Origin of the sequence: Stenotrophomonas maltophilia group sp. Smal17 (genome assembly GCF_030237045.1) — a bacterium.
Taxonomy (GTDB): domain Bacteria; phylum Pseudomonadota; class Gammaproteobacteria; order Xanthomonadales; family Xanthomonadaceae; genus Stenotrophomonas; species Stenotrophomonas forensis.
This window is the reverse complement of the sequence record NZ_JASJSU010000059.1, coordinates 1-24,349: the sequence shown is the minus strand read 5'-3', so window position 1 is coordinate 24,349 and position 24,349 is coordinate 1. Positions and strand designations below refer to the sequence as shown.

Sequence of the window (24,349 nt, the reverse complement as noted above, 5' to 3'; positions counted from 1 at the left end):
CGTCCCCTGCATGGCCCACCCGCCCGGCCAAGTACGCGATCCGCTCTACGCGACCAGCCACGAGGGGCTCAGCCGTTCGCTGCCAACTCAACATCCAGCGCGCGCAGCCGATCCACCGTCCCGACATCGGTCCAGCGCCCACGATGGTGCTGCCCGGTCATCAACCCCTGCGCCATGAAATGCTTCTGCAGCGGCACCACCGAGAACTTCGGCGGCAGCCGCTCGCTGCCCGGGGCATCCCCGATCACCGCGCGCCAATCGGCCACGATCGAAGGGCGGTATACACCGATACCGGCATAGGTCAGGCACGGGCCTTCGCGGTCGTGATGCAGCACGCCCTGCGCGTCGAGCCGGTAGTCACCGTGCGGGTGCTGCACAGGATTGTCGACCAGCACCAGATGCGCCTGGCCCTGCGGCTCGCGGGGCAGCGTGGCGAAATCGAAATCGGTCCAGATATCGCCGTTCACCACCAGGAACGGCGCATCACCCAATACCGGCAGTGCGTTGAGGATGCCGCCGCCGGTTTCCAGCGGGGTCTGTCCTTCGTACATGAAATGCAGTCGCAGGCCCCACTGGCTGCCATCACCCAGCGCTGCCGGAAACTGCTCGGCCAGCCATGAAGTGTTGACCACCACCTCGCGCACCCCGAGTGCGGCCAGGCGCTCAAGATGCCAGACGATCAGCGGCTTGCCGGCCACGTCCAGCAGTGGCTTGGGCGTATGCAGGGTCAGCGGACGCATGCGCTCGCCAAGGCCAGCGGCAAAGATCAGCGCCTTCATCGGGCCACGCGCATCGGTGCGGCCAGCTCGGCCAGCGCCGGCTTGATGCGGTCTTCCAGCAGCTGCTGCAACGGCGCCAGCTCGCGGTAGCGTGGCAGCACTTCATCCAGATAGCCGATGAAGCGCGGCGCGTCGTCCAGGTAGTGGCCCTTGTTGTCGCGATAGCGCAGGCGGCAGAACAGGCCGAGGATCTTCACGTGGCGCTGGATGCCCATCCAGTCGGCATCGCGCAGGAAGGTGGCGCGGTCGGGCACCGGCAGGCCGGCAGCGCGTGCGCGCGCGTGGTACTGCGCCAGCCATTCATCCACGCGCTGCAGCGGCCAGCTCAGGAACGCATCCTTGAACAGGCTCACCGTGTCGTAGGCGATCGGGCCGCGCACCAGGTCCTGGAAATCCAGCACGGCCGGGCCGTTGTCGACCGGCATCAGGTTGCGTGGCATGTAGTCACGGTGAGTCATCAGCTGGGCCTGGCCGAGCGCGTTGTCCATCAGCCGGCGGTGCACCAGCTGCAGGCCTTCGATCTCACCGCAGTCCAGCTCCAGGTGCAGGTGGCGCTGCAGGAACCATTCGTCGAACAGGCCGGCATCGCGCTGCAGCAGCGCTTCGCCGAACCGGCCGAAGTCGGCCGGCACCGGGATCGCCTGCAGGCGCAGCAGCTGTTCGATGGAGCGGCCGAACCACTCATCGGCATTGCGCTCGTCGAGGATCTTCGCCAGGGTCGGGCCGCCAAGGTCTTCCAGCAGCAGGAAACCGGCGTCCAGGTCCTGCGCCAGCAGTGCAGGCACGCGCAGGCCGTGCTCGTGCAGCAGGCCGCGCATGCGCAGCCATGGCCGCGGATCTTCCAGCCCCGGCGGTGCGTCCATCACGATGTGGCTGCCGCGCGCGCTGGTGGTGCGCCAATAGCTGCGCATGCCGGCATCGACCGAGGCGCGTTCGACCACGGCGTTGGCATCATCCAGCTGGATACGGGCCCACTGCAGGCGCTGCGCGCTGCGCTGGGGATCGGAGGCGGGTTCGGTCATGCAGGCATATCCGGGCGCGCCGGGCGCGCCAACGTCGGGAACAGAAGGGAAGGGGGAATCAGCGTCAGCGACGACCGCTGAACAGGCGCAGGATCGCCAGCACGACGATCGCGCCGAGCACGGCACCGAGGAAACCGGCCGGTTCACCGGGGGCGTACCAGCCCATGTACTGGCCGAACCAGCCGGCCAGCAGGGCGCCGAGAATGCCCAGCACGATGGTCAGCAGGCAGCCCATGCGGTTGTTGCCGGGCATGAAGAAGCGCCCAAGCAGGCCGACCAGGAAGCCGACCAGGATGATGTAGAGCCAGCTGCTGCTGCCGAACAGACCATTCATGTGCATGCGTTCCGCTAGGGGTGGACGCAGCCTAGCAAGGCCAGGCTGCGTCCGTCACGGGCGCTGGATCAGCAGCAGCCGTGGTCGCCGTGGCGGGTGCCGCTGTCGGCGGCCACCGGCGAACCACTGGTCTCGCCACGCAGGCTGGCGGCGTAGTGCTCGCTGATCACCTTGGACACGCAGGCGGTGACCTTCTTGCCCATCGGGATGTGCAGGAACTCGTTCGGGCCATGCGCGTTGGAGTGCGGGCCGAGCACGCCGGTGATCATGAACTGGGCGCCCGGGAACTTCTCGCCCAGCATGCCCATGAACGGGATCGAGCCGCCTTCGCCCATGTACATGGCCGGCTTGCCGAAGAAGGCCTGGCTGGCGTCGTCGATGGCCTGGGTCAGCCACGGCGCCATGGCCGGGGCGTTCCAGCCGGTGGAGGCCTTTTCCAGGTCCAGGGTGACCTGGGCGCCGTTCGGCGGATCGCGCAGCAGTGATTCCTTCAGCAGTTCGCCGCAGGTCTTGCCGTCGGCGGTCGGCGGCAGGCGCAGCGACAGCTTCACCGAGGTCTGCGGGCGCAGCACGTTGCCGGCCGACTCCAGCGCCGGCATGCCGCCCACGCCGGTGACCGACAGGGCCGGGCGCCAGGTGCGGTTGAGCACCAGCTCGGTCAGGTCCTCGTTCATCGGGCGCAGGCCGTCGACCATCGGGAACTTCTCGAAGATCTCGGTATCGACCACTTCGGCGGCGCGCTTGGCCTGGGCCTGGCGCTCGGCCGGGATCTCCACGTTCATGCCGTCGATCAGGATGCGGCCGGTGTCCTGGTCCTCGATGCGCGACAGCAACTGGCGCAGCAGGCGGAAGCTGGACGGGATCACGCCGGAGGCATCGCCGGAATGCACGCCTTCGTTGAGCACCTTCACGGTGAAGTTGCCGCCGGTCAGGCCGCGCAGCGAGGTGGTGCACCACAGCTGGTCATAGTTGGCGCAGCCCGAATCCAGGCAGACCACCAGCGACGGCTTGCCGATGCGGTCGGCCAGGTGGTCGACGTAGGCCGGCAGGTCGTAGCTGCCGGACTCTTCACAGGCTTCAATAAGCACCACGCAGCGGGCGTGCGGCAGGCCCTGGGCCTGCAGCGCCAGCACCGCGGCCAGCGAGCCGAAGATGGCATAGCCGTCGTCGGCGCCGCCACGGCCGTACAGCTTGTCGCCGCGCAGGACCGGGGTCCACGGGCCGAGGTCGTCGTCCCAGCCGGTCATTTCCGGCTGCTTGTCCAGATGGCCGTAGAGCAGAATGGTGTCGTCGCCGGTTTCGGCGCCGGTGGCCGGAATTTCCAGGAAGATCAGCGGGGTACGGCCTTCCAGGCGAACCACTTCAACCTTCAGGCCGGGCAGCTGCTGCGCCTTGGCCCAGTTCTCCATCAGGGTGACCGCCTGTTCCATGTAGCCGTTCTGCACCCAATTGGCGTCGAACATCGGCGACTTGTTGGGAATGCGGATGTAGTCGACCAATTGCGGGACGATCTCGCTGTCCCACTTGTCATTGACGAATTGGCCGAGCTTGGCGCTGTCCATCTGAAACTCCGGTTGCATGGGCTGATCCACGCATTCTACGCCTGTGCTGGGGGTAGGGTTTTTCCTACATCACGTCGGGTATTTGGCTGGCTTACGGAAATGCGGGAAACCGATAGGCTGTGCACATGTGGTGACGGACACTGTTTCGACCGACGGGAATGCCGGTCGGGGCAGCCAGAACCACAAGGAGATACACGTCGTGCCTTGGTTTGTCGTGTTGAGGGCACTGGTGCTGATGATGGGGATCGCGGGGGCACATGCCGCCGAACTGATCGATATCAACCGCGCCGATGCACAGGCGCTGCAGCAGGGATTGACGATGGTCGGAGCCACCAAGGCCGAGGCGATCGTCGAGCACCGGCGCAGACACGGCCCGTTTCACCGCGTCGAGGACCTGACGCAGGTGAAGGGGATAGGGAAAGCAATCGTCGAACGGAATCGACAGCGGATCACCGTGGGCAACAGGCTGTTGCCAGCGGATCCGGTACCCGGATCGGTACCGGTGCGGACCGTACCCAGGCGCTGACAGCAGGAATCGTCGGAACCGGCAGGAGGCTGGTTCACCGGACACGGACAGGATGGCCGTGACCACCGACCGCCGCAGGACGCGGCACCAATCACCAGGATGGTGGCATCACAGACCTGTGGAAGGGGCTGAGATACAAGCAGGACAGACGCGGCCGCGTGCAGGACGCAACGCTACCCCCACAGCGCAGGATGCGAGGGGGCGGCAGCAGGCCGACAAGGACGTAACGATTGCCCGGTACGACACATGGCTGTGTCGCCGGGCAGTTTCATTTCCGGCGCCTGGTTTTGCCGCGGCCACCACGGGCCGATGGTGTACGGTGGCCGCTTTGCATGGAAAGGACACCGCTGGATGCTTCCGCGCCGCCCCACGACCCTGATGCTCGCCTTTGCGCTGGCCCTGCCGCTGCTGGCCCACGCCGCTGCGCCGACGACGGCTGCCAAAACGACCGCTGCTGCGGCCAGCACCACGGACGTGCGCGGGCCGACCGACCTCAAGCCGGGCGAGTTCCTGTGGCATCCGGAAATCTCGCCGACCGGCCCGATCGTGCTGGTGGTCAGCCTGGATGAGCAGCGGGCCTACGTGTACCGCAACGGCATCGCCATCGGCCTGACCACGATCAGCTCGGGAAAGGCCGGGCACGAGACACCGACCGGTGTGTTCACCATCCTGCAGAAGGACAAGGACCACAGGTCCAACCTCTACAACAGCGCGCCGATGCCCTACATGCAGCGGTTGACCTGGGATGGCATCGCCCTGCATGGCGGCAGCCTGCCTGGCCACCCGGCTTCGCACGGCTGCGTGCGCCTGCCGCAGGCCTTCGCGCAGAAGCTGTTCAGCGAAACCCAGCGCGGCGATACCGTGGTGGTGGCCGATGCCAAGAGCTCGCCGATGACCCTGGCCTATCCCTCGGTGCTGGCACCGGTGAATGCGCGCGGGCAGGCGCTGCCGGAAACCGAGGGCGGCAGTGCCGCACAGGCCTGGTGGAACGACAGCGCGGCCCCGGCCGGGCAGGTTGGCATCCTGGTCAGCCTGCACGACCAGCGCCTGTACGTATTGCGCGACGGCGTGATGATCGGCGAGTCGCCGCTGAAGGCCGACGCGCTGCCGGCGTTCCAGGGCACCACCCTGTTCGTGATGGGGCAGGGCTACAGCGATACCCCCAGCCCGCTGGATGTGAACCAGCGCCTGCACCAGTGGACGGCCTACCCGCTGCTGGGCCAGGACCGTGCCCAGGCCACCCCGGACCTGCTGGCCACGCCCTCGCTGCCGATGGCGCTGCCGGCCGATTTCGCCCGCCAGCTGTACCAGGTGCTGGTGCCGGGCACGACCCTGCTGGTTACCTCGCTGCCGGCGGTCCGCCCAAGCCCGGCTGAATCCGGAATGCAGCCGGTCTTGGAATCCGAGCCGCCAGGGTCCACCCTGAAGGGTAATTGAGCCTCCCCGTTGTGCCCATGACTGCATCCCGCCTGTGCCGGCTGGCCGCGTTCGGCCTGCTGGCGACCTCCGCCAGCGCCCCGGCGCTGGCACAGACGCCCGCCCTTGCCACCAGTGCCGATGATCTGGCCGCCTTGCTGTCGCGCAGTGCGCCCAAGGCCGACCGCCACGTGTTGCAGCTGGCGGCGCACGCCATGCGCTGTGCGTTGCAGCGGCCCGAGCTGGGCATCAATGGTGATCGCCTCAGCGTGATCGACTACTCGCGGCCGTCCACCGAGCCGCGGCTGTGGGTGTTCGACCTGGCCCACCAGCGCCTGCTGTTCGAGGAATGGGTGGCGCACGGACGCAACAGCGGCGACAACCGCACCGAGCATTTCTCCAATCGCGACGGCAGTTTCATGTCCAGCCTCGGCGCGTTCACCGCGCAGGAGACCTACATGGGCGGCAACGGCTATTCGCTGCGCCTGGCCGGGTTGGAACCGGGCTTCAACGACCGTGCGCGCGAACGCGCGATCGTCATCCACGGTGCGCCCTACGTGAACCCGGCCACCGCGCAGCTGCAGGGGCGGCTTGGCCGCAGCCTCGGCTGCCCGGCGGTGCGCCTGTCGGTGGCCAGGCCGCTGATCGATGCGTTGCGTGGCGGCACGATGGTGTTCGCCTACTACCCCGACCAGGACTGGCTGAAGCATTCGCAGCTGCTGGGTGGCGAGTGTGGTGGCCAGGGCACGCTCGCCACGCGGTGATGCACGACGGCGCGCGGCGTGATGCAATGCGCCGATGAACATCGACTCCCTGCTGCACACTCCGAGCCAGGTGATTTCCAGCCTGGACTATCGCCGCGAACGCTGGCGGAATGGACTTGGCTGGACCCGCGAGATCCTGCGCCTGCCGGCACAAGGCGATGACTGGGCGTTGCGCCTGTCGGTGGCCGAGATCGAACAGGATGCGGCGTTCTCTGCCTTCCCCGGTGTGGAGCGCGAGCTGGTGTTGCTGCAGGGCAATGGTGTGCGTCTTCGCTTCGAGGATGGCCGCGTGGCCGAAGTGCTGCCACCGCACGGTCGCGTGCGGTTTGCTGGTGAGGAAGCGCTGCATGGCGAACTGGTCGATGGCACCACCCATGACTTCAACCTGATGTGGAAGCGCGATCTGCTGCAGGCCGAGCTGTTGCACCGGCCGCTTGTGGGGTCGATGTTCTTCTTCTGCGAACCGGGCGTGGCCTGGGCGCTGCACCTGCTGGCCGGTCAGGCCGAATTTGGTGCTGACAGTGGCTTGCCGCCGTTGCAGGCCGGAGATACGGCGTGGTTGTCAGCCGGTGAGCGGCAGCGACATGCGTTGCAGGGCGGTGGCGAACTGCTGGCGATACGGATCAGCGCGGCGGGGGCATGATCTTGTAGAGCTGCGCCGTGCATGGACGCGGCCGCCGATACCGCGTCACCGTGCGAACCAAGGTTCGCACCCACCAGAAGGCGGTTCGCACCCACCAGGATGCGGCGGCCTCAATACACATCGCGCCGGTAACGGCCGGCCAGCAGCAACGCTTCCTTGCCGGCAACACCCAGCACCTGCTCGATCACCGCATCCACGGCTGGGGCCATGCCCTGCAGGCTGCCGCAGACCAGGATTGTCGCGCCGTCATCGATCCACTGGCGAAGTGTTGCCGCTTCAGCCTGCAACCGGTCCTGTACATAACGGTGCGTGCCGCCGTCACGGCTGAACACCGTATCCAGCCGCGCCAGGGTGCCGTCGGCCTGCATCGCCCGCAGCTCTTCCCTGAAGTGGAAGTCGTGCGCGGCGCTGCGCTCGCCGAACAGCAGCCAGGTGCGATGTGCACCGCTGCGCGCGCGTTCGTGCAGATGTGCGCGCAGGCCGGCGATGCCGGTGCCGTTGCCGATCAGCAGCAGCGGCACATCTGCGGCGACGCCATGGAAATTGTCGTTGCGGCGCAGACGCAGCTGCACCGGTTCGCCGATGGCCGCGTGGTCGCACAGCCAGCCACTGCCGATGCCGGGTGTGCCATCGGCGCGCAGCTGGCGACGCAGCAACAGCTCCACGGCGCCGTCGGCCATGACCGAGGCGATCGAGTACTCGCGATGTGGCAGCGGCTGCAGGGTCGCCAGCAACGCAGGCAGATCCCCGGCAGGGACCAGTGACGGCAGGTGCGAGCGTTCGACGCGGGCAAGCAATGCCTGGCCGTCGTCCAGCACGGTGTCCGCATTGAAGCCTTGTGCATCCAGCCACGCGCGCGCGCTGTGGCGAGCGTGCTGCGGACCGATCTCGGCGATGTCGCCGGCCTGCCACTGCACAGCGGCGCCAGCGGGTGGCTGCAGGCGCAGCCAGTACACCGGACCACCGGGGCTGCCCGGGTTCAGGTGCTCGCGCTGCAGCAGCGTCCACGGCTGATACTCGGCCGGGCTCCAGTCGGGCAGTTCACTGGCGCCGCCACCGAGCTGCCCCAGCAGCTGCTGCCAATGGCGCAGCGCGGCCGGATCGGCGTTGTCGACTTCGATCGCATCGAACAGCGGATGCGCACCGTGCTGGCGCAGCCACTGGTCCAGTTGGTGGCCGAATCCACAGAAGTGGCCATAGCTGCGATCGCCCAGCGCGAGCACGCCGTAGTGCAGGTGCTGCATCGGCGGTGGCGTGGTCATTGCCCCGCGCAGGAACGGCAACGCATGGTCGGGCGGGTCGCCCTCACCGGTGGTGCTGGCGATGAACAACGCGCGCTGGCTGGCCGTCAGCAGTGCTGCGTCCACCTCATGCAGTCCGCGCACACGCACCGGCACGCCGGCACTACGCAGGGCCTCGGCACTGCGTTCGGCCAGTTCGCGGGCGAAACCGGTCTGGCTGGCCCAGACCAGCAGGATCGGCGCGGTATCGCCCGATGGGGCGTCGTCACGCGGGCGGCCACGCCACCACAACGCGGCACAGGCCAGCGCATACAGCGCCGTAGCGATCAGCGCGACCTGCGATTGCCGTGCCGGCGGCGCGCCTTGCCACCAGGCCTCGCCCAGGTGCAGGCGCAGCAGCGCCCACCCGATCAGCGCCAGCAGAAGCAGGACCAGAGCGTTGCCGAGCCACGCGCGCGACGGACGTGCGCTCATGCATCCTGCTCGTCGATCAGGCGCTGGAAGGCGCTGCTGAGGAATTCGCGGGGGCCTTCTGTTGTGCGTTGCAGGTAGCGTGCGGCCAATCCCTCGCGTTCGGCCAGTGCCATGCCGTGCTCGCGGCCGAGCACGGTCAGCGCGGTGGCCCAGGCATCGGCATGCATCGCGTCGTCGGCAACCACGGTCACCGCCGCTGCAACCTGGCGCACCGGCATGCCGGTACGCGGGTCCAGACTGTGGCTGTAAGCCTGGCCATCGGCCTGGTACTGGTGCCAGCGATCACCTGAAGTGGCCACCGCAAGCCCGTCCAACGCGAGTACCCGCGGCGGGGTCCCTGTGTGCGCGTCTTCTTCCGGCGCCGATTCCACCAGCACGCGCCATGGCTGGCCGTCGGGCTTGCGGCCGTAACCCGCCAGCTCGCCGCCGACTTCGATCAGCGCCGCCGCGATGCCTTGTGCACGCAGCCAGGCGGCGACGTGATCGACGCCGAAGCCCTTGGCGATCGCAGAGAGATCCAGTTCCAGCCCGCCCGGCTGCAGCAGCGCATCGTCCTGCCACTGCAGGCGCTGCCAACCACAGCGGTCGCGCGTGGCCTGCAGGGTGGCGGCATCGGGTTGTCGGCGTTCACCGGCATGCGCACCGAAACCCCACAGTGCAACCAACGGGCCAAGGGTGGGGTCGAAGGCGCCGTCACTGGCCGCCGCGATGGCCTGTGCGCAGGCCAGCACCTGGCGCGTCTCGCCCGGCAGCGTGCACCACTGGCCGGCCTCGGCGCGGTTGTAGCGGCTGAGGTCCGAGCCGGATTCCCAGGTGCTCATCTGCGCGACCACCTCGTCCAGCCGCGCCTGGATGCCAGCATGCAGCGGGTGCAGGTCGCGCTGGCGCGACGCGACCAGCGACACACTCCAGGTGGTGCCCATGGTGGTGCCACCGAGGCGGGCGATATCGAGCGGGGTATCGGTCATGGTGGTGCGCAGGCGCGATGCCGGGGCTGGCCCGGCATCGCGATCCGCATCATTACTGCGGCAGCACTTCCAGCGTGGCGACGTAGCTCAGGCGGCGCTTGGCGGCCTGCTTCACCGAGGTCTTCTTGTCTTCGGTGGCGGTTTCCAGCCAGTACATGCCGGCTTCCGGCCAGGTCACCTTGATCTCACCCTGGGCGTCGCTGGTCAGCTTCAGCTCGTCCTGCGCATTGCGGTAGCGGGTGGCGCCACGCACGATCTCGAACTCCAGGCCAGCGGTCGGCTTGCCATCGACCAGCACGCGGAAGGTGGCTTCCTCACCGGCGAACAGGTCGTTCGGGTGGCCGACGGCAACCAGCTCGATGCCGCGGTTGGTTGGCTTCAGTGCGGTGTCATTCGGCGCACCGTTGGTGACGAAGGTTTCCACGCGGCCGATCGACTGGCTCACTTCCAGCTTCTTTGCGTCCTTCGGCAGTTCGCCGAAGGTGGCGACGCTGCCGCGCCAGCGCTTGCGCTCGCCGTTCTGCTCGTAGGTGGCGAACAGGCCGTCATTGACCGAGGCGATGCGATAGGTGCCCGGCTGCTTCAGTTCGAGGTCGAACACGCTGCGGTACTTGCCGGTGGACGCGTTCTGCGGCTGCACGGTGCTGCCATCCGGGGCGGTGATCACCAGCGATTCCAGGCGCAGCGGCACGTGGTTGAAGTAGAACAGGTCGTTGGAGACCGCACCGTCGACGGTGATCCACGGCGCATTGCCGGCGATCACGGTCTGCGAGGGCAGCAGCCAGGCCTTGTGGGCCAGGGCGGAGAAGGGAAGGGCAGCGGCCAGGGCGGCGGCGAGGACGAGCGTGCGCTTCATGCGGAAGACTCCAGTGGATGCGGGGTGGTGCGACAAGGGCGAGGGGATTACGACTTAATCCCCTCCGTCCCTTTTTCAGGGTTTGACGGCGAGGGTGACCTGGCCCAGTTCGGTGGCGCCCTGCGCCTTGCCGTTCTGCGCGGCGGTGGCCGGCCAGGTGAAGGGGATCTTCAGCAGTTCACGACCGCCGACTTCACGCACCGCTTCGACCACCAGGGTGTAGTTGCCCGGTGCCAGCTGCTTCAGCGCCGGCTGCTTGTCGGTGAACGACAACGCGTGCTTGCCGGCCGGGCGGGTCGGGCCGGTCACACCGTCCACCGGCACCTGCAGGGTGCGGCCGCTCTTGCGCCACCACTGGCGCAGGTCGGGCAGCCACTTGGTGCCATGGCCTTCGCTGTTGCTGGTCTGCTGGTACCAGACCGACAGGTTGGCCGCGACCTTCTGGTCGGCGCCTTCCAGCCACACCGCCACATACGGGCGGTGGTACTCGGCCACGTTGAGCTTGGGCACTTCGACGTTGATGTCGAGGGTGGCGGCGTAGGCCGGCGAGGTAGCCAGCAGTCCGCTGAGGGCGATGGTCAGGGTGACGCGCATGGAGCGGCTCCGGGAACGAGGGAAGAGTCAGTGGATCAGCAGCAGGGCGATCAGCAGCGGGATCATCAGGCCCAGGCCGACCAGCGGCCAGGTCATGCGCCGCTGCCGCGCATGCAGGTGCAGCAGGAACAGGCCGGTGATGCAGAACACCAGGCAGGCCACGGCGAACAGGTCCAGGAACCAGCCCCATGCCGGGCCGGCATTGCGGCCCTTGTGCAGGTCATTGAGGTAGGACACCACGCCGCGCGAGGTTGATTCGTACTCCACCGCGCCGGTTTCGCGATCGATGCTCAGCCAGGCGTCACCACCGGGGCGCGGCAGTGACAGGTAGATCTCCTCGGCCGACCACTCGGCCGGGCGTCCGCCAATGGCGATGCCCAGCTGGGTGTCCAGCCATTGCCGGGCCGGGCGCGGGATCGGCGCGTTGCCGTCCTCGCGCGTGCCCAGCTGGCCCAGCAGCTCGGCCGGCAGTTCCAGGTGCTGGTTCTGCACCTGGGGCTTGGCCTCGATCTTCGCCGCATGGTTGAGGGTCAGGCCGGTCACCGCGAACAGCAGCATGCCGATCAGGCAGACCGCCGAGCTGATCCAGTGCCACTGGTGCAGCGTGCGCAGCCAGAAGCCACGGCTCTGTTGCTGCTGCACGGTGGAAGAAGCAGGACGGCTCACGGCACGGTTCGGGGCGGATGGGGACTGCTCATTACATCATTGATGAGAATAGCTCGCAATTGCGTGTCGTTCTGTATCCCTGGGAGCGGTGCCGACCAGGGTCGGCACCCACCGGGCCAAGGCGATGCCGGCCAGCGGCCGGCACTACCGGTGCGCGGCGGTCAGAACTTCGCGTTGAGCGAGATCCAGTAGCTGCGGCGCTGGTCCTTGGTCGCGTAGTCGTCCACGCAGCTGAACTCGCTCGGATTGAGCAGCAGGCACGACTGCGAGACGAAGTCCTTGTCGAACAGGTTGTTGACGCGTGCGTTCACCGTCAGCCATGGCGTGGCCTGCCAGCTGCCACCGAGGTGGAAGATGGTGTAGTCCTCGTAGTAACGGGTTTGGCTGACGCCATTGGCGTCGAGCAGGGTGTCGCGGTAGCGGTCGTAGCGGCCCTCGCCGATCAACGACAGGCTGATGGCCTCGTTGATCTGCCAGTTGAGGCTGGCGTTGGCCATGTGCTTTGCCGGGGTGGTGCCGGTGATCGGCAGCCCCTTCTGCGGGCCGCTGGTCTGCTCGCTCCTGGTCCAGGTGTAGTTGCCGCGCAGCTGCAGGGTGTCGAGCAGGTCGATGTGGCCGGCCAGTTCCGCGCCGCGGGTTTCGGCCTTGTCGATGTTCACGCTCTGGGTGAACGCGCTGTAGCCCAGTGACGCCCAGCCCGGGCCGATGTCCACGCAGTAGCCGCTGCCGGCCGGTGCGACTTCGCAGTTCGGGAAGGTGCCGCCGCTGGCGATCTTGTCTTCGAACTTGTTGATGAAGCCGGTGACGTTGAAGCCCCAGCGCTGGCCTTCGTAGTACGCGGCCAGCTCGTAGTTGGTGCTGGTTTCCGGCTTCAGGTTGGGCGAGCCCACCAGCGGCAGCACGCCCTGTCCACCAAACCCGGTGATGCCCGGGAACAGCTGGTCCGGACGCGGGGTCTTGTAGCCGGTGCTGACGCCACCCTTGAAGGTCCAGGCATCGCTGGCATTCCATACCAGGTAACCGCGCGGGCTGACATGGCTGCCGAACACGTTGTGGTCGTCGTAGCGCAGGCCGAAGGTGGCGGTGAGGGTGTCGGTCAGCGCCCAGTTGTCCTCGGCGAACAGCGCCCACATGCGGTGCTTCTGCTTCGTGTTGCTACGGTAGCCGGCACCGTCCATGCCGAACACGCCGTCGATCATGTCGGTGTCGTTGTACTGGCCGCCGACGGTCAGCTTGTGCGCGCCGAAGTCGAGGTCGAGCATGGTGTCGAGCACGTAGCCTTCCAGTTCCATCGTGCGCAGCGGACGCGGCAGGAACGCCTGCAGGCGTGTCATTTCGCTCGGGTTGAGGGCGGCCAGTGCATTGCCACGCCCGGCCGCGCAGTTGTTGGCGGCGCCAGTGCGGCGGCAGACGTCATTCCACAGCGTCTGCAGGTTGGCGCGTTCGTCCAGGGTCAGCGGCAGCGAGCGGCCCAGGTTGCTGCTCTTGCTGTGGGTCAGCGAGGTCTGCCAGGTGCCGTAGCTGTAACGGCCCTGGTGGGTCAGCGACAGCTGGTCGCGCTCGTAGCGCTGGTAGGCGGTGTAGCCCACGCGCGGCTGTACCACGCGGCGGGTGATCGTGCCGCTGCCGTTCGGGTTGGGAATGACCGCGTTGCCGACGCGCCACAGGCTGGCCAGGCTGTCCAGCGTGCCGGTCTGGCCTTCGCTGTTGTCGTACTTCTGCCGCGAGACGTCGTAGTCCAGCCACAGTTCGTGGTCATCGTTGACGCGGAAATCCAGGCGCACGCCGGTGTTCCAGTTGGTGTTGGCCACCGACTTGCCACCGCCGCCGAAGCCGATGCTGCGCTCCCACAGGCTGCCGTCGGGCAGGGTCAGTGCGTTCCACTCCGGATTGGAGGCTTTGGCGTCGTAGTAGCTGCCGCGTACCGCCAGGCTGAGGCGATCCTTGATCAGCGGGCCGCTGAGGTAAACGTCGGTGGTGCGTGCATCGCCGAACTGGTCGTCCTGCTGCACGGTGAAGCCCTGGGTGATGGCGCCGTGCCAGCTGTCCTGGTTGCGGCGAGTGATGATGTTGATGACGCCGCCCATCGCATCCGAGCCGTACAGGGTGGACATCGGGCCGCGTACCACTTCGATACGCTCGATGGCATCCAGCGGCGGCAGGTAGGCGAACTGGCCGCCGCCGAAGTTGTTCGGGTACAGCTGGCCGACGTTGCTCTGGCGGCGGCCATCGATCAGCACCAGGGTGTACTCGGAGGGCAGGCCGCGCATCGAGATGGTGGCGCGGCCGTTCTTGTCGGTCGCTTCCAGGCCGACGTCGATGCCCTCGACGTCGCGCAGCGCGTCGACCAGGTTGGTGTAGGGGCGCTTGCTCAGCTCCTCGCGGCTGACCACGCTGATGCTGGCCGGTGCATCGATCACTTTCTGTTCGAAGCCGGACGCGGTGACCACCACCTTGTCCAGCGTCTGCGGGGCGCCGGAGGCGTCACCGTGGGCGAAGGCAGGGGCGGACAGAGCCACCAGCACGGCGCTGGTCAGCAGGGGGCGGGACAGGGACGAACGGACACGATGGCGCTGGGCCATGGCAGTTACCTCGAAGGATGCAGGGTGGTGCACTGCCACGCGCTCAGGGCGCGGCAGGCACGGAAGGCCCGGTCAGGGGCAGCAGGGATGGAGCAGACGGGAATGAAGCAGGCAGCGGCGCGCGCAGGCGACCGCGCACGCGGTCACCCCGGGCCGTGGATCAGGCGAGCGGCGGCGCCTGGCCGCGTTGCTGGCGGCGCCCGGGCGCATCGGCCCAGGGCGTATCCGGAGCGGCCAGTGGCCAGTCCGGGCGCACGCCGGGCATGGCCGGCGCAGCGGGAACGAGTTCGAGTTCAGTGCGCAGCCACTGGCTGGCCAGCAGCAACGGCGGCGGTGACTTCTCGGCCGCTTTCACCGGGGCAGCGGCACAGCGGCGCAGCTTGGCCGGTGCTTCTTCCTGCAGCGGGCCTTCGCCGCCGCGCTCTTCCAGCGGCACCTGCACGGTCATCGGCGCCGTCGCATGCGGCAGCAGCGGCAGCGTGCCCAGCAGCAACGCCAGCATCGCCACCCACGCCAACAGGCTGGCCAGCGCAGGACGCTGGCCGCGCATGGCGGTGCCCATCTGGCGATGGATGAGTGGGCGAGGGCGAAGCGGGCGCAGCAAGCAGGAATCCCCGGACGTCTGCCGGCAGGGGCCGGCATCAACGGGGCGAGATTGTAATGAGAGCGGTTAGCGGTTGCAAATGAGAATGATTGCCAAGATGTCGCAGGCCCGGCCGTGTCCGGCTCAGACTTCGCTCCAGCGCCGCAGCAGGTTGTGGTACACGCCGGTCAGCTGCAGCACCGCCTCGGCGTCGCCGCCGGTCTGCCGCAGGCGTTCGATCGAGCTGTCCATTTCCCACAGCAGGCGGCGCTGCACGTCGTCGCGGACCATGCTCTGCACCCAGAAGAACGAGGCCACGCGTGCGCCGCGGGTGACCGGATTGACCTTGTGCAGGCTGCTGGACGGGTACACGATCAGGTCGCCGGCCGGCAGCTTCACCTCGTGCTCGCCGTAGGTATCGCTGATGATCAGCTCGCCGCCCTCGTACTCTTCGGGCGCGGACAGGAACAAGGTGCAGGAGATGTCCGAACGCAGCTGCTCGCCGTTGGCCAGGTTCATCACCGCGCCATCGACGTGGAAGCCATAGGTGCCACCACCGCTGTAGCGGTTGAAGCGTGGCGGCAGGTACTTCAACGGCAGCGCCGCACTGAAGAACAGCGGGTGCCGGGCCAGCGCGACCAGGATGATTTCGCCCAGTTCGCGGCGCAGCGGCGAGGCTTCCGGCAGTTGCTGGTTGTGCTTGGCCTGTGCGCCCAGATGGCCAACGGTCTCGCGGCCGTCGGTCCAGTCGGCGGCATCGAGGCGGCGGCGGACGTCGGCCACCTGCTCGGCGCTGAGGATGTCGGGAATGTGCAGCAGCATGCGGAACTCCTCAGGGGGACGGCGGTGCGACCAGGGCGCGCACCTGCGGATGCGGGGATGCGGCCAACTCCGGCACGATGTGCGCCATGAACGCCGGGCTGCCGAGGGCCAGCGCCTGCTTCAACCAGTGCACGGCCTGATCGATCTGGCCAGCCTGCAGCAGGATCGAGGCGTAGTTGGCCTGGCCGCGGAAATCGCCGGTCTCGGCCGCACGCCGGTACCAGCCCAGCGCGGCCTGCGGATCGCGCTCGATCTCCAGGCCATCTTCGAGGTGGCGGGCCAGCAGGTTCATCGACTTGGCGTGGCCCAGGTGCGCGGCGCGGGTGTACAGCGCCAGCGCCTGCGCGCGGTCCTGTGCAACGCCGCGGCCGGTGGCCAGCAGGTTGGCCAGGTTGTACAGGCCCCAGTCCAGGCCGGTGTCGGCCGCACGCCGGTACCACACTGCTGCCAGCGTGGGATCGGCCGCCGTGCCCTGGCCCAGCTCATGGCAGCGGCCGAGCATGTTCATCGCCATCGGCACGCCGTTGTTGGCGGCGGTTTCGTACCAAAGCAGGGCGGCCGAGGGGTCCTGCGCGGTGCCTTTGCCTTCCATGTGCATCTGCGCGAGCAGCAGCTGTGCGTCGACTTGTCCGGCCTGCGCGGCGTCGCGCAGGCGCGCGAATGCTGCTTGCGGATCGTGCTGCAGCAGTTCGGCCAGGGCGTCGCTGTCGATGGGGGTGCGGGTAGCCATGGGGTGAGTATCGCCGGAAACAAAAACGGCGGCAGGAGAGCCTGCCGCCGTGGTGGAGCGAAGTTACATCAGAACTTCACGTTCAGCGCCAGGGTGGCCGAGCGACCCGGGGCGATGCTCGCGTAGTGCGAGGCATAGGCCTTGGTGAAGTAGGTCTTGTCGGTCAGGTTCTGCACGTTCAGCTGCAGGCTGATGTTGTCCTGGATCGCGTAGCTGGCCATCGCGTCGAAGCGGGTGTAGCTCGGGATCCACTTGGTGTTGGCAACGTCACCGTACTGCTTGTCCGAGTAGAACGCACCGGCGCCGACGGTCAGGCCGATCGGGAAGCGGTAGGTGGTCCACAGGTTGGCGCTGTGCTTGGCGGTGTTCGGGAACACGTTGCCGTTGTTCGGCGACGGCACGTAGATGTTGGACGGGCAGGTGCGGCCCGACACGGCGCAGACGAAGCCGTTGTCCTTCAGTTCCGAATCCAGGTAGGTGTAGCCGCCGTACAGGCTCCAGGCATCGGTCAGCTGGCCATTGAAGCCCAGCTCGAAGCCGTTGATTTCCTTCTTGCCCGCGTTCTGGCTGGTGCCGTTGTCGACGGTCACGCGTGCGTTGTTCATCACGGTGTGGAAAATCGCGGCAGTCAGGTTCAGGCGGTTGTCGAGCAGGTCCCACTTGGTACCCAGTTCGAGGTTCTTGGTGTCCTGCGGCTTGAGGTCGGCGACGCCGGCATTCAGGCCGTCCGAACCGTCGCCACCGTCCATGCCCGGCGGGGTGGAGGAGGTGCCGTAGGACAGGTAGATGCTGCCGTTGGCCGCCGGCTTGAACACCACGCCAGCCTGGTAGTTCAGGAAGTCGTTGTCATTGCGCACGCGGGTCGGTGCTGCACCGGCCACCGGAGTGGTCAGGGTGGTGCTGTAGTCGTCGTAGCGCAGGCCGACGTTGAAGCTCCACTGTGCGTTGAGCTCGATGGTGTCGAACAGATAAGCGGACTTGGTCTTGGTGCGCTGCTCGACGTCCAGGGCCTTGTCGCTGCGGTACACCGAATGGGTGGCCGCCCACGGATCACGCGGGTTCGGGTTGGCGAAGTCGGTGCAGTTGTAGCCGGTGGCCGCGCCCGTGGTCGGGCACTTGCTGTTGCCGGTCAGCGGGTTGCTGGTGCCCGGGGCAATCAGGTAGCTGCCGCGGGTCATCTTCTCGTCGCTGTATTCCACGCCAGCGCTGTAGCTGTGCTTGAGCGCGCCGGTCTGGAAGGCGCCGGTCAGGCCCAGCTGGTCGGCGAAGCTCTTGACGTCGACGGCGCGGGTGTTGGTACGGCGCCACAAGGTGCCGTAGTTGTTCGGGTTGCCCTGGCTGTCGTCCGGCTGGGTCCACAGGTAATCATTGCTGGTGTTGCCCAGGCGCGCGATGTTGCGCAGCTTGTGGCCGCCGAAGTCGTAGCTGGCATCCAGGGTGCTGATGTCGGCGCGGGTGCGCTGGAAGTCACGGTCGACCAGGCCGTAGTAGTTGTTGCGGTCCGGCACCATCGGGCGGCCGTCGACCCACTTCGAGGCCGGTGCACCGTTCGGATTGCCATACGGGAAGCCACCCGCGTCCGGCAGGTCATCGCTCTGCATGTGGTAGTGGCTGGCGATCAGCTGCGCCGGGCCGTTCAGGCCGAACGCGATCGACGGCGCGATGCCCCAGCGGCTGACGTTGGCGGCGTCACGGCCGGCGATGTCCGACTCGTGCTTCATCAGGTTCAGGCGGGCGGCGATGCCGTCACCCAGCACGTAGTTGGCGTCCACGGTGCCGCGCGCATAGCTGTCGGTACCGATGCCCATGCTGGCGCTGGTCTCGTTCTTCAGCTTCGGCGTCTTGCTCACCAGGTTCAGGCTGCCACCACCGGAATCACGGCCGCCATAGGCCGAGCTCGGGCCCTTGACCACTTCCACCTGCTCCAGGTCGAAGATTTCGCGGGTCTGCGAACCGACGTCGCGCAGGCCGTCGACGAAGATGTTGCTCTGCGAATCGAAGCCGCGGATGAAGGGGCGGTCACCGGTCGGGTTGCCGCCTTCGCCGGCACCGAAGGTGATGCCCGGCACCATGCGCAGCGCGTCCTGCAGGTTGGTCGCACCGGTCTCGGCAATCAGCTTCTGCGACACGATCGACACCGACTTCGGGGTGTCCAGCAGCTCGGCGGTGAACTTCGGCGAGGACGGATTGAACCAGCTGCCGCGCACCTGCACCTTGTCCAGGTCGGTGGCCTTGTTGTTGCCGGAGGCGGCGCTGTCGGCGGCCTGCGCGGCCAGCGGCGCGAAGCCGGCGGCCAGGGTGGCCGAGGCGAGCAGGGAAACGCGCGGGGCGTACTTGCGGGTCTTGATGTGGGTCATGGCTTGGGTGGTAGTGGCTGGGATCGGGAAAGGGCGAGGGCGAGCCGGCGCAGCTGGGTGCGCGGCGACAGGCAGGAGGTTGCTTCTGTAGAGCCGAGCCGAAGCTCGGCTACGCGGTGGACGACATCAGGCGCACGGCAACGGCCGCAGGGCGCCTCAGCTGGCGTGCGGTACGGGCGGAGCGTGGCCGGGGTTCAAGCGCAGTGCCGGATCGTGCAGCTGCCAGCGCAGGGCGTCGGAACGCCACAGCGGGATGTGGGCGACCAGCGCGGCGCGCGCGGGTGCCAAGCCGGCGCAGGGCGTGCCACCCTCGCCATCAAGCGGCGGCTCCGGTGCCGGTACCGCGTGCTGCGGGCATTCGTCGGCCGGCGGCGCCGGCATCGGCATGGCCTGGTGCAGTTCTTCAGCGTGCGCCTGCCAACCGTAGGTGGCCGGTCCATCGCGCCCTTCGTGCAAGGCCGACCAACCCAGCACCAGCGTCAGCAGCGCGGCCACGAGCAGCGGCCACCCTTGGCGGGCGAGCTGGCACAGCGTGGCGGCGGGCGCGGGCGAAGCCATGGCGCGGGGTGGAGTCGTTACGAAGATGTTACGTAGAATAACATCAACGATAATGATTCGCATGTGCGCGATGAGGCGGGCTGCCAGGATGGCCCTACGAGGCCCTGAACGGGCGCTCAGCCGCTTCCGGCAGCTCCACCCCGTGGGTTGGCTGCCCCGGGGTGGGGCGCCTCAGTCGCGGTCGTCGCGGGTCCAGATGGCGTCGTGTTCGCGCTTCACCGGGAACTTGGGTACCGGGGTGTAGGCCGGGGCGCACAGGGCGCGGCCATCACGCACGTCAAAGCGCGCGCCGTGCAGCACGCACTCCACGCTGCCCTCGGTGGTGTTGAACTCGCCCGAGGACAGCTCGAACTCTTCATGCGTGCATTGGTCTTCCAATGCATACAGGTCGCCGTCGAGGTTGAACACCACGATCGGGGTGCCGGTCACTTCGTCGAACACGCTCTTCATTTCACCCGGCAGCAGTTCGGCGCCGGCACAGACGAAGGTCCAGGCCTCGCTCACGCGGTGGCTCCGGCCAGCGGCTTCTCCAGGATCTCGAAGCGCAGGTCGTCGCGCTTGGGGATGCCGAAGCGTTCGTCGCCATACGGGAACGGCTTCTTGATGCCGGTGCGCTGGTAGCCACGACGCTCGTAGAAGGCGATCAGCTCGTCGCGAACGTCGATCACCGTCATCTGCATCACCGGCACGTTCCATTCGCGCGCGGCGTGCGCTTCGGCCGCATCCATCAGCTGCTTGCCGACGCCGCCGCCCTGCTGGGCCGGGTCGACCGAGAACATGCCGAAGTAGCCCTTGCCGTCGACATCGGCGACGTGGGCGCAGGCCACCAGCCGGCCCTCGCGTTCGGCCAGCAGGATGGTCGAGCGGGGGCGGTCGAGGTCGGCCTGGATGCCTTCGGCGTCGATGCGGGCGCCGTCCAGCAGGTCGGCTTCGGTGGTCCAGCCGGCACGGCTGGCATCACCCCGGTAGGCCGAAGTGACGAGGGCGATCAGGGCGGGGATGTCGGCCGGCGTGGCGGCCCGGTAGGTCAGGGTGGTCATGGGCACATTCTAGGTGGGGTGGGGGCGGGTGCAAACGGGGCGCCCCGGCAGTTCCGGCAACGGTCTGCTCGCGCTTCATCAATTGTCATACGGGGCCGTGGCGTGGACGTGTCGAGGGGAATCGCGCTGGCGTTGACCGTGGGGATGATGATTGCTCTGGTACGTCTGCCGGCGCATGTGGACGGCGGCGGCATTGCGCCCAACGGCCTGGGCTGCCCGGATTTCAGTCCGTCCCGTGCGTTGCCGGTCACGCTGGAGGCGCTGCGGACCGATCCAATGCGCTATCACGGGAGATTGGTACGCGTGCGGGTGTCTACGTTGATGGTCTTGAAATGTCTGCGCTGCATCCCGGGCCGCCGGTACAGGACCCATGGGCGGCTGAGGGCGTGTGGGTGAATGGAATTCCCATCCTGGTGCTTCCGCCGGCGCAGGCGGTTGAAGTCACCGGAATCGTAGCGGCGGGCCGGCCCGATTTCCCTTTCGGCAAGGGGCATCTTGGGCAATGGCCTGCGGAGCTCTGCGTGTCTTCGATCCTGCCATTGGCGCCGCCATGAAAAACGCCGCGGTTTCCCGCGGCGCTCTCGGCTTCCGGCTTGCCTGGGAATCTCACCCCAGCAACTTCCGCACTTTGGTCAGCGCAGTCATGAACCGCTCGATCTCGGCGTGCGTGTTGTAGAACGCCAGCGAGGCACGGCAGGTAGCGGCTACGCCAAAGTACTGCAGCAGCGGATGCGCGCAGTGCTGGCCAGAGCGCACGGCTACGCCTTCCAGATCCAGCAGGGTGGCCAGATCGTGGGCATGCGCGCCATCGATCAGGAACGAAACCACCGCGGCCTTCTCCGGCGCTTCGCCGATGATGCGCAGGCCGTCGACGCGGCGCAGCTCTTCGGTGAAGTGCGCCAGCAGTTCGGCTTCGCGTGCTTCCACGTTCTCCTGGCCCAGCTGCTGCAGGTAGTCGGCAGCCACGCCCAGGCCGATGAAGCCGGCGATGTTCGGGGTGCCGGCTTCGAACTTGTGCGGGGCATCGTTGAACACGGTGCCGTCGAAGCTGACTTCCTTGATCATTTCGCCGCCACCGAGGAACGGCGGCATCGCGTCCAGGTGCTCGCGGCGCGCCCACAGTGCGCCGGTGCCGGTCGGGCCACACATCTTGTGGCCGGTGATGGCGTAGAAGTCACAACCGATCGCGGCCACGTCCACCTTGCGGTGCGGCACGGCCTGCGAGCCATCGACCACGGTGACGATGCCGCGCTTGCGCGCTTCGCGACAGATCTCGCGCACAGGATTGACCGTACCCAGCACGTTGGAGACGTGGGTGACCGCCAGCAGCTTGACCTCGGGGGTCATCGCTGCGCGCAGCGCATCCAGGTCGAGCGCGCCGTCGGGGGTGATCTCGGCCACGCGGATGGTCGCGCCGGTACGCTGGGCGACCAGCTGCCACGGCACGATGTTGGCGTGGTGCTCCATGCGCGACACCAGGATCACGTCACCGGCCTTCAGCCGCGGCAGCGCCCACGAGTAGGCCACCAGGTTGATGGCGAAGGTGGTGCCGCTGCACAGTACCAGGTCGCTGGGGCGCACGTTGAGGAAGCGCGCCAGCTTGTTGCGCGCACCTTCGTAGGCGTCGGTGGCTTCACTGCCCAGTGCATGCACCGCGCGACTGACGTTGGCGTTGTAGCGGCGGTAGAATTCGTCCACCGCGCCGATCACCTGCACCGGCTTCTGGCCGGTGTTGGCGTTGTCGAAATAGACCAGCGGCTTGCCATGCACTTCGCGCATCAGCAGCGGGAAGTCGAGGCGGACGCGGTCCCAGTCGGGGGCGCCGGTGCGTTCTTCGATCGGGCGCGGCGTGGACAGGTTCATGCCACGCCCGCCTCGACCAGCGCCTTGTCCAGGCGGCGTGCCAGCTGCTCGCGAAGTGCTTCCGGCAGGATCTTCAGCGGTTCATGGCAGAACGCGGCACTCAGCAGCGCCTGCGCCTGGGCCTGCGGCAGGCCGCGCGAGCGCAGGTAGAACAGCGCGTTGGCATCGAGCTGGCCGACGGTCGCGCCATGCGCGGCCTTGACTTCATCGGCGTCGATCACCAGCGTCGGCTGGGTGTCGATCTCGGCGTCGGCCGACAGCAGCAGGTTCTTGTTGGACAGGTTCGCGTCGGTGCCGTCGGCGCCTTCGCGGATCTGGATGCCACCGTGGAACACCACGCGGCTGCGGTTGGCCGCAACGCCGCGCCACAGCAGTTCGCAGGCGGTATCGCGCGCGATGTGGTCGATGCCCAGGCGGGTTTCGACGTGGCGGCGGCCGTTGCCGAGCAGCACGCCGTTGGCGGTCAGCTGGGCGTTGTCGCCTTCCAGGCGCACGTTCAGTTCATGGCGGCTGAGCGCGGCACCCAGTTCCAGATCGACGCGGTGGTACTGCGCGTCGCGGGCCAGCACCGCGTCGGTGCGCAGGAAGCTGGTCTGGCGCGCGCTGCCGGCCTGCACGCGGGCGTGCTTGAGCACGGCATCGCGGGCGACGTGGGCGTGCAGCACGGTGTTGTCCAGGTGGGCCGAATCACCCACGCTGAAGCGATGCTCGACCACGCCCAGGCTGGCGCCGGTGCGCAGTTCGATCAGGTGGCGGTGGTGCCAGGCCAGGTCGGTATCGCCGGCCACGCTGGCGAACACCAGCTGCAGCGGTACGTCCACCTGCACGCCTTCGTCCACGCGCAGCACCACGCCTTCATCGGCCAGGGCGGCGTTGAGGCGGGCGAAGATTTCCTCGCTGCGCTCGTAGCGGCGGCCGAGGAAACGCACCGCGTCCTCACCGTCGGCCAGCGCGGCCGACAGCGGCTGCAGCTGCACGCCGGCCGGCAGCGCCTGCACGTCGCTCAGCGCGGCATCGAGGCGACCGTTGACGAACACCAGCCGCGGCGCCGGGATGTCCTCCAGCAGCGTGGCGTCCAGCGCTGGGCCCTGCAGCGGCGCCGCAGCGAACGCACGGCGTTCCAGCTGGCGCAGCGAGGTGTACTTCCAGGCTTCGTTGCGGGCGGCGGGCAGGCCGTCGCGCAGGGCCGCATCCAGCACTTCGCGGCGCGCATCGCTGCCGCAGAAGGCCTGGGCCATCGAGTCGAGCAGCGCGCTCATCAGACCGCCGCCTCGCGCACCACGCGATCCTTGAGGAAATCGTAGCCGTGCGCTTCCAGTTCCAGGGCCAGTTCCGGGCCGCCGCTCTTGACGATGCGGCCATCGGCCAGCACGTGCACCACGTCCGGCTTGATGTAGTCCAGCAGGCGCTGGTAGTGGGTGATGACCAGGAACGAGCGATCGGCGGCGCGCAGCGCGTTGACGCCGTCGGCCACGCTCTTCAGCGCGTCGATGTCCAGGCCCGAATCGGTTTCGTCCAGGATCGCCAGCTTCGGCTCCAGCACGGCCAGCTGGAAGATCTCGTTGCGCTTCTTCTCGCCACCGGAGAAGCCTTCGTTGACGCCACGGTGCAGCAGTTCGTCCTTCAGGTGCAGCACGGCCAGCTTCTGCCGCACCAGCTTGAGGAACTGCATCGAATCGAGTTCCTCTTCGCCGCGCGCCTTGCGCTGGGCGTTCAGCGCGGCGCGCAGGAAGTAGGTGTTGTTTACGCCCGGGATTTCCACCGGGTACTGGAACGCCAGGAACAGGCCGGCAGCGGCGCGCGCTTCCGGATCCTGATCCAGCAGGTCGGTGCCTTCAAACTGCACGCTGCCTTCGGTCACTTCATAGCCGTCGCGGCCGGCCAGGACATTGCCCAGGGTGGACTTGCCGGCGCCATTGGGGCCCATGATGGCGTGCACCTGGCCGGGCTTCACTTCCAGCGAGAGGCC

General features: G+C 67.8%; 24 protein-coding genes. 4 read left to right on the top strand and 20 right to left on the bottom strand.

Going from position 1 to position 24,349, the window contains the following annotated elements; all coding sequences use genetic code 11:
- Window positions 1-68: 68 nt before the first annotated feature.
- The 4 genes from murU to QRO93_RS14845 all read right to left on the bottom strand — a co-directional run bounded on the left by murU (window position 69) and on the right by QRO93_RS14845 (window position 3,697).
- Window positions 69-779, bottom strand: coding sequence for an N-acetylmuramate alpha-1-phosphate uridylyltransferase MurU (gene murU / locus QRO93_RS14860; protein ID WP_180880483.1), 711 nt, complete (start codon window positions 777-779; stop codon window positions 69-71).
- On the bottom strand, window positions 776-1,801 hold the full coding sequence (locus tag QRO93_RS14855; RefSeq protein ID WP_180880485.1) for an aminoglycoside phosphotransferase family protein: 1,026 nt from the start codon (window positions 1,799-1,801) through the stop codon (window positions 776-778). Before QRO93_RS14855 ends, murU begins: the two co-directional genes overlap by 4 nt.
- A 64-nt stretch (window positions 1,802-1,865) precedes the next feature.
- Complete coding sequence (locus QRO93_RS14850) at window positions 1,866-2,135, bottom strand: GlsB/YeaQ/YmgE family stress response membrane protein (protein ID WP_164085610.1); 270 nt, start codon at window positions 2,133-2,135, stop codon at window positions 1,866-1,868.
- A 68-nt stretch (window positions 2,136-2,203) separates the two neighbouring features.
- Window positions 2,204-3,697 carry a M20 family metallopeptidase gene (locus QRO93_RS14845; protein ID WP_180880523.1) on the bottom strand — a complete coding sequence of 498 codons (1,494 nt, stop codon included), beginning with the start codon at window positions 3,695-3,697 and terminating at the stop codon, window positions 2,204-2,206.
- A 199-nt stretch (window positions 3,698-3,896) separates the two neighbouring features.
- Here QRO93_RS14845 and QRO93_RS14840 point away from each other — a divergent pair, with 199 nt between their 5' ends.
- The 4 genes from QRO93_RS14840 (at window position 3,897) to QRO93_RS14825 (ending at window position 7,046) form a co-directional block, all read left to right on the top strand.
- Window positions 3,897-4,223 (top strand): helix-hairpin-helix domain-containing protein, encoded by a 327-nt coding sequence (locus QRO93_RS14840; RefSeq protein ID WP_230078884.1) that lies wholly within the window; start codon window positions 3,897-3,899, stop codon window positions 4,221-4,223.
- 351 nt (window positions 4,224-4,574) lie between these two features.
- The gene (locus QRO93_RS14835) at window positions 4,575-5,660 is read left to right on the top strand and encodes a L,D-transpeptidase (protein WP_180880488.1); all 1,086 of its coding nucleotides are present in this window, start codon (window positions 4,575-4,577) and stop codon (window positions 5,658-5,660) included.
- A 17-nt stretch (window positions 5,661-5,677) separates the two neighbouring features.
- Complete coding sequence (locus QRO93_RS14830) at window positions 5,678-6,403, top strand: murein L,D-transpeptidase catalytic domain family protein (protein WP_049457007.1); 726 nt, start codon at window positions 5,678-5,680, stop codon at window positions 6,401-6,403.
- A 34-nt stretch (window positions 6,404-6,437) separates the two neighbouring features.
- Window positions 6,438-7,046 (top strand): HutD family protein, encoded by a 609-nt coding sequence (locus tag QRO93_RS14825; RefSeq protein ID WP_164242391.1) that lies wholly within the window; start codon window positions 6,438-6,440, stop codon window positions 7,044-7,046.
- Window positions 7,047-7,156: 110 nt separating this feature from the next.
- On the opposite strand, the gene QRO93_RS14820 is transcribed toward QRO93_RS14825, so the two are convergent.
- From QRO93_RS14820 to sufC, 16 genes are all read right to left on the bottom strand, one after another.
- Window positions 7,157-8,761, bottom strand: coding sequence for a sulfite reductase subunit alpha (locus QRO93_RS14820; protein ID WP_180880490.1), 1,605 nt, complete (start codon window positions 8,759-8,761; stop codon window positions 7,157-7,159).
- On the bottom strand, window positions 8,758-9,729 hold the full coding sequence (locus QRO93_RS14815) for an FAD:protein FMN transferase (protein ID WP_180880492.1): 972 nt from the start codon (window positions 9,727-9,729) through the stop codon (window positions 8,758-8,760). Before QRO93_RS14815 ends, QRO93_RS14820 begins: the two co-directional genes overlap by 4 nt.
- A 52-nt stretch (window positions 9,730-9,781) precedes the next feature.
- Entirely contained in the window at window positions 9,782-10,585 is an 804-nt protein-coding gene (locus QRO93_RS14810; protein ID WP_053449030.1) for a DUF4198 domain-containing protein, read from the bottom strand.
- Between the two features lie 75 nt (window positions 10,586-10,660).
- The gene (locus tag QRO93_RS14805; RefSeq protein WP_006423068.1) at window positions 10,661-11,179 is read right to left on the bottom strand and encodes a DUF2271 domain-containing protein; all 519 of its coding nucleotides are present in this window, start codon (window positions 11,177-11,179) and stop codon (window positions 10,661-10,663) included.
- 27 nt (window positions 11,180-11,206) lie between these two features.
- The gene (locus tag QRO93_RS14800) at window positions 11,207-11,845 is read right to left on the bottom strand and encodes a PepSY-associated TM helix domain-containing protein (RefSeq protein WP_049457002.1); all 639 of its coding nucleotides are present in this window, start codon (window positions 11,843-11,845) and stop codon (window positions 11,207-11,209) included.
- Between the two features lie 161 nt (window positions 11,846-12,006).
- Window positions 12,007-14,427, bottom strand: coding sequence for a TonB-dependent receptor domain-containing protein (locus tag QRO93_RS14795; protein WP_180880495.1), 2,421 nt, complete (start codon window positions 14,425-14,427; stop codon window positions 12,007-12,009).
- 160 nt (window positions 14,428-14,587) lie between these two features.
- Complete coding sequence (locus QRO93_RS14790) at window positions 14,588-14,989, bottom strand: hypothetical protein (protein ID WP_180880497.1); 402 nt, start codon at window positions 14,987-14,989, stop codon at window positions 14,588-14,590.
- A 165-nt stretch (window positions 14,990-15,154) separates the two neighbouring features.
- Entirely contained in the window at window positions 15,155-15,832 is a 678-nt protein-coding gene (locus QRO93_RS14785; RefSeq protein ID WP_180880500.1) for a Fe2+-dependent dioxygenase, read from the bottom strand.
- A 10-nt stretch (window positions 15,833-15,842) separates the two neighbouring features.
- A complete protein-coding gene (locus tag QRO93_RS14780; protein ID WP_180880503.1) occupies window positions 15,843-16,562 on the bottom strand; it encodes a tetratricopeptide repeat protein in 720 nt (239 codons plus the stop codon).
- Window positions 16,563-16,630: 68 nt separating this feature from the next.
- Complete coding sequence (locus tag QRO93_RS14775) at window positions 16,631-18,919, bottom strand: TonB-dependent siderophore receptor (RefSeq protein ID WP_180880506.1); 2,289 nt, start codon at window positions 18,917-18,919, stop codon at window positions 16,631-16,633.
- A gap of 156 nt (window positions 18,920-19,075) precedes the next feature.
- Window positions 19,076-19,477 (bottom strand): hypothetical protein, encoded by a 402-nt coding sequence (locus QRO93_RS14770; protein ID WP_180880509.1) that lies wholly within the window; start codon window positions 19,475-19,477, stop codon window positions 19,076-19,078.
- A gap of 171 nt (window positions 19,478-19,648) precedes the next feature.
- Window positions 19,649-19,981, bottom strand: coding sequence for a non-heme iron oxygenase ferredoxin subunit (locus QRO93_RS14765; RefSeq protein WP_008264727.1), 333 nt, complete (start codon window positions 19,979-19,981; stop codon window positions 19,649-19,651).
- A complete protein-coding gene (locus QRO93_RS14760; RefSeq protein WP_006423155.1) occupies window positions 19,978-20,517 on the bottom strand; it encodes a GNAT family N-acetyltransferase in 540 nt (179 codons plus the stop codon). The genes QRO93_RS14765 and QRO93_RS14760 overlap by 4 nt, the downstream gene beginning before the upstream one ends.
- Window positions 20,518-21,123: 606 nt before the next feature.
- Complete coding sequence (locus tag QRO93_RS14755) at window positions 21,124-22,380, bottom strand: cysteine desulfurase (protein ID WP_164085621.1); 1,257 nt, start codon at window positions 22,378-22,380, stop codon at window positions 21,124-21,126.
- Window positions 22,377-23,639 carry a Fe-S cluster assembly protein SufD gene (gene sufD, locus QRO93_RS14750; protein WP_180880511.1) on the bottom strand — a complete coding sequence of 421 codons (1,263 nt, stop codon included), beginning with the start codon at window positions 23,637-23,639 and terminating at the stop codon, window positions 22,377-22,379. The genes QRO93_RS14755 and sufD overlap by 4 nt, the downstream gene beginning before the upstream one ends.
- Window positions 23,639-24,349 (bottom strand): Fe-S cluster assembly ATPase SufC (gene sufC / locus QRO93_RS14745; RefSeq protein ID WP_285304272.1); only part of this gene is annotated, 711 nt, incomplete at its 5' end. The genes sufD and sufC, both read right to left, overlap by 1 nt.

Excerpts from the sequence above, each read along its gene's own strand:
- murU (WP_180880483.1), bottom strand. The coding sequence starts at position 779 with ATGAAGGCGCTGATCTTTGCCGCTGGCCTTGGCGAGCGCATGCGTCCG.
- QRO93_RS14855 (WP_180880485.1), bottom strand. The coding sequence starts at position 1,801 with ATGACCGAACCCGCCTCCGATCCCCAGCGCAGCGCGCAGCGCCTGCAG.
- QRO93_RS14850 (WP_164085610.1), bottom strand. The coding sequence starts at position 2,135 with ATGAATGGTCTGTTCGGCAGCAGCAGCTGGCTCTACATCATCCTGGTC.
- QRO93_RS14845 (WP_180880523.1), bottom strand. The coding sequence starts at position 3,697 with ATGGACAGCGCCAAGCTCGGCCAATTCGTCAATGACAAGTGGGACAGC.
- QRO93_RS14835 (WP_180880488.1), top strand. The coding sequence starts at position 4,575 with ATGCTTCCGCGCCGCCCCACGACCCTGATGCTCGCCTTTGCGCTGGCC.
- QRO93_RS14830 (WP_049457007.1), top strand. The coding sequence starts at position 5,678 with ATGACTGCATCCCGCCTGTGCCGGCTGGCCGCGTTCGGCCTGCTGGCG.
- QRO93_RS14825 (WP_164242391.1), top strand. The coding sequence starts at position 6,438 with ATGAACATCGACTCCCTGCTGCACACTCCGAGCCAGGTGATTTCCAGC.
- QRO93_RS14820 (WP_180880490.1), bottom strand. The coding sequence starts at position 8,761 with ATGAGCGCACGTCCGTCGCGCGCGTGGCTCGGCAACGCTCTGGTCCTG.
- QRO93_RS14815 (WP_180880492.1), bottom strand. The coding sequence starts at position 9,729 with ATGACCGATACCCCGCTCGATATCGCCCGCCTCGGTGGCACCACCATG.
- QRO93_RS14810 (WP_053449030.1), bottom strand. The coding sequence starts at position 10,585 with ATGAAGCGCACGCTCGTCCTCGCCGCCGCCCTGGCCGCTGCCCTTCCC.
- QRO93_RS14805 (WP_006423068.1), bottom strand. The coding sequence starts at position 11,179 with ATGCGCGTCACCCTGACCATCGCCCTCAGCGGACTGCTGGCTACCTCG.
- QRO93_RS14795 (WP_180880495.1), bottom strand. The coding sequence starts at position 14,427 with ATGGCCCAGCGCCATCGTGTCCGTTCGTCCCTGTCCCGCCCCCTGCTG.
- QRO93_RS14790 (WP_180880497.1), bottom strand. The coding sequence starts at position 14,989 with ATGGGCACCGCCATGCGCGGCCAGCGTCCTGCGCTGGCCAGCCTGTTG.
- QRO93_RS14785 (WP_180880500.1), bottom strand. The coding sequence starts at position 15,832 with ATGCTGCTGCACATTCCCGACATCCTCAGCGCCGAGCAGGTGGCCGAC.
- QRO93_RS14780 (WP_180880503.1), bottom strand. The coding sequence starts at position 16,562 with ATGGCTACCCGCACCCCCATCGACAGCGACGCCCTGGCCGAACTGCTG.
- QRO93_RS14775 (WP_180880506.1), bottom strand. The coding sequence starts at position 18,919 with ATGACCCACATCAAGACCCGCAAGTACGCCCCGCGCGTTTCCCTGCTC.
- QRO93_RS14770 (WP_180880509.1), bottom strand. The coding sequence starts at position 19,477 with ATGGCTTCGCCCGCGCCCGCCGCCACGCTGTGCCAGCTCGCCCGCCAA.
- QRO93_RS14760 (WP_006423155.1), bottom strand. The coding sequence starts at position 20,517 with ATGACCACCCTGACCTACCGGGCCGCCACGCCGGCCGACATCCCCGCC.
- QRO93_RS14755 (WP_164085621.1), bottom strand. The coding sequence starts at position 22,380 with ATGAACCTGTCCACGCCGCGCCCGATCGAAGAACGCACCGGCGCCCCC.
- sufD (WP_180880511.1), bottom strand. The coding sequence starts at position 23,639 with ATGAGCGCGCTGCTCGACTCGATGGCCCAGGCCTTCTGCGGCAGCGAT.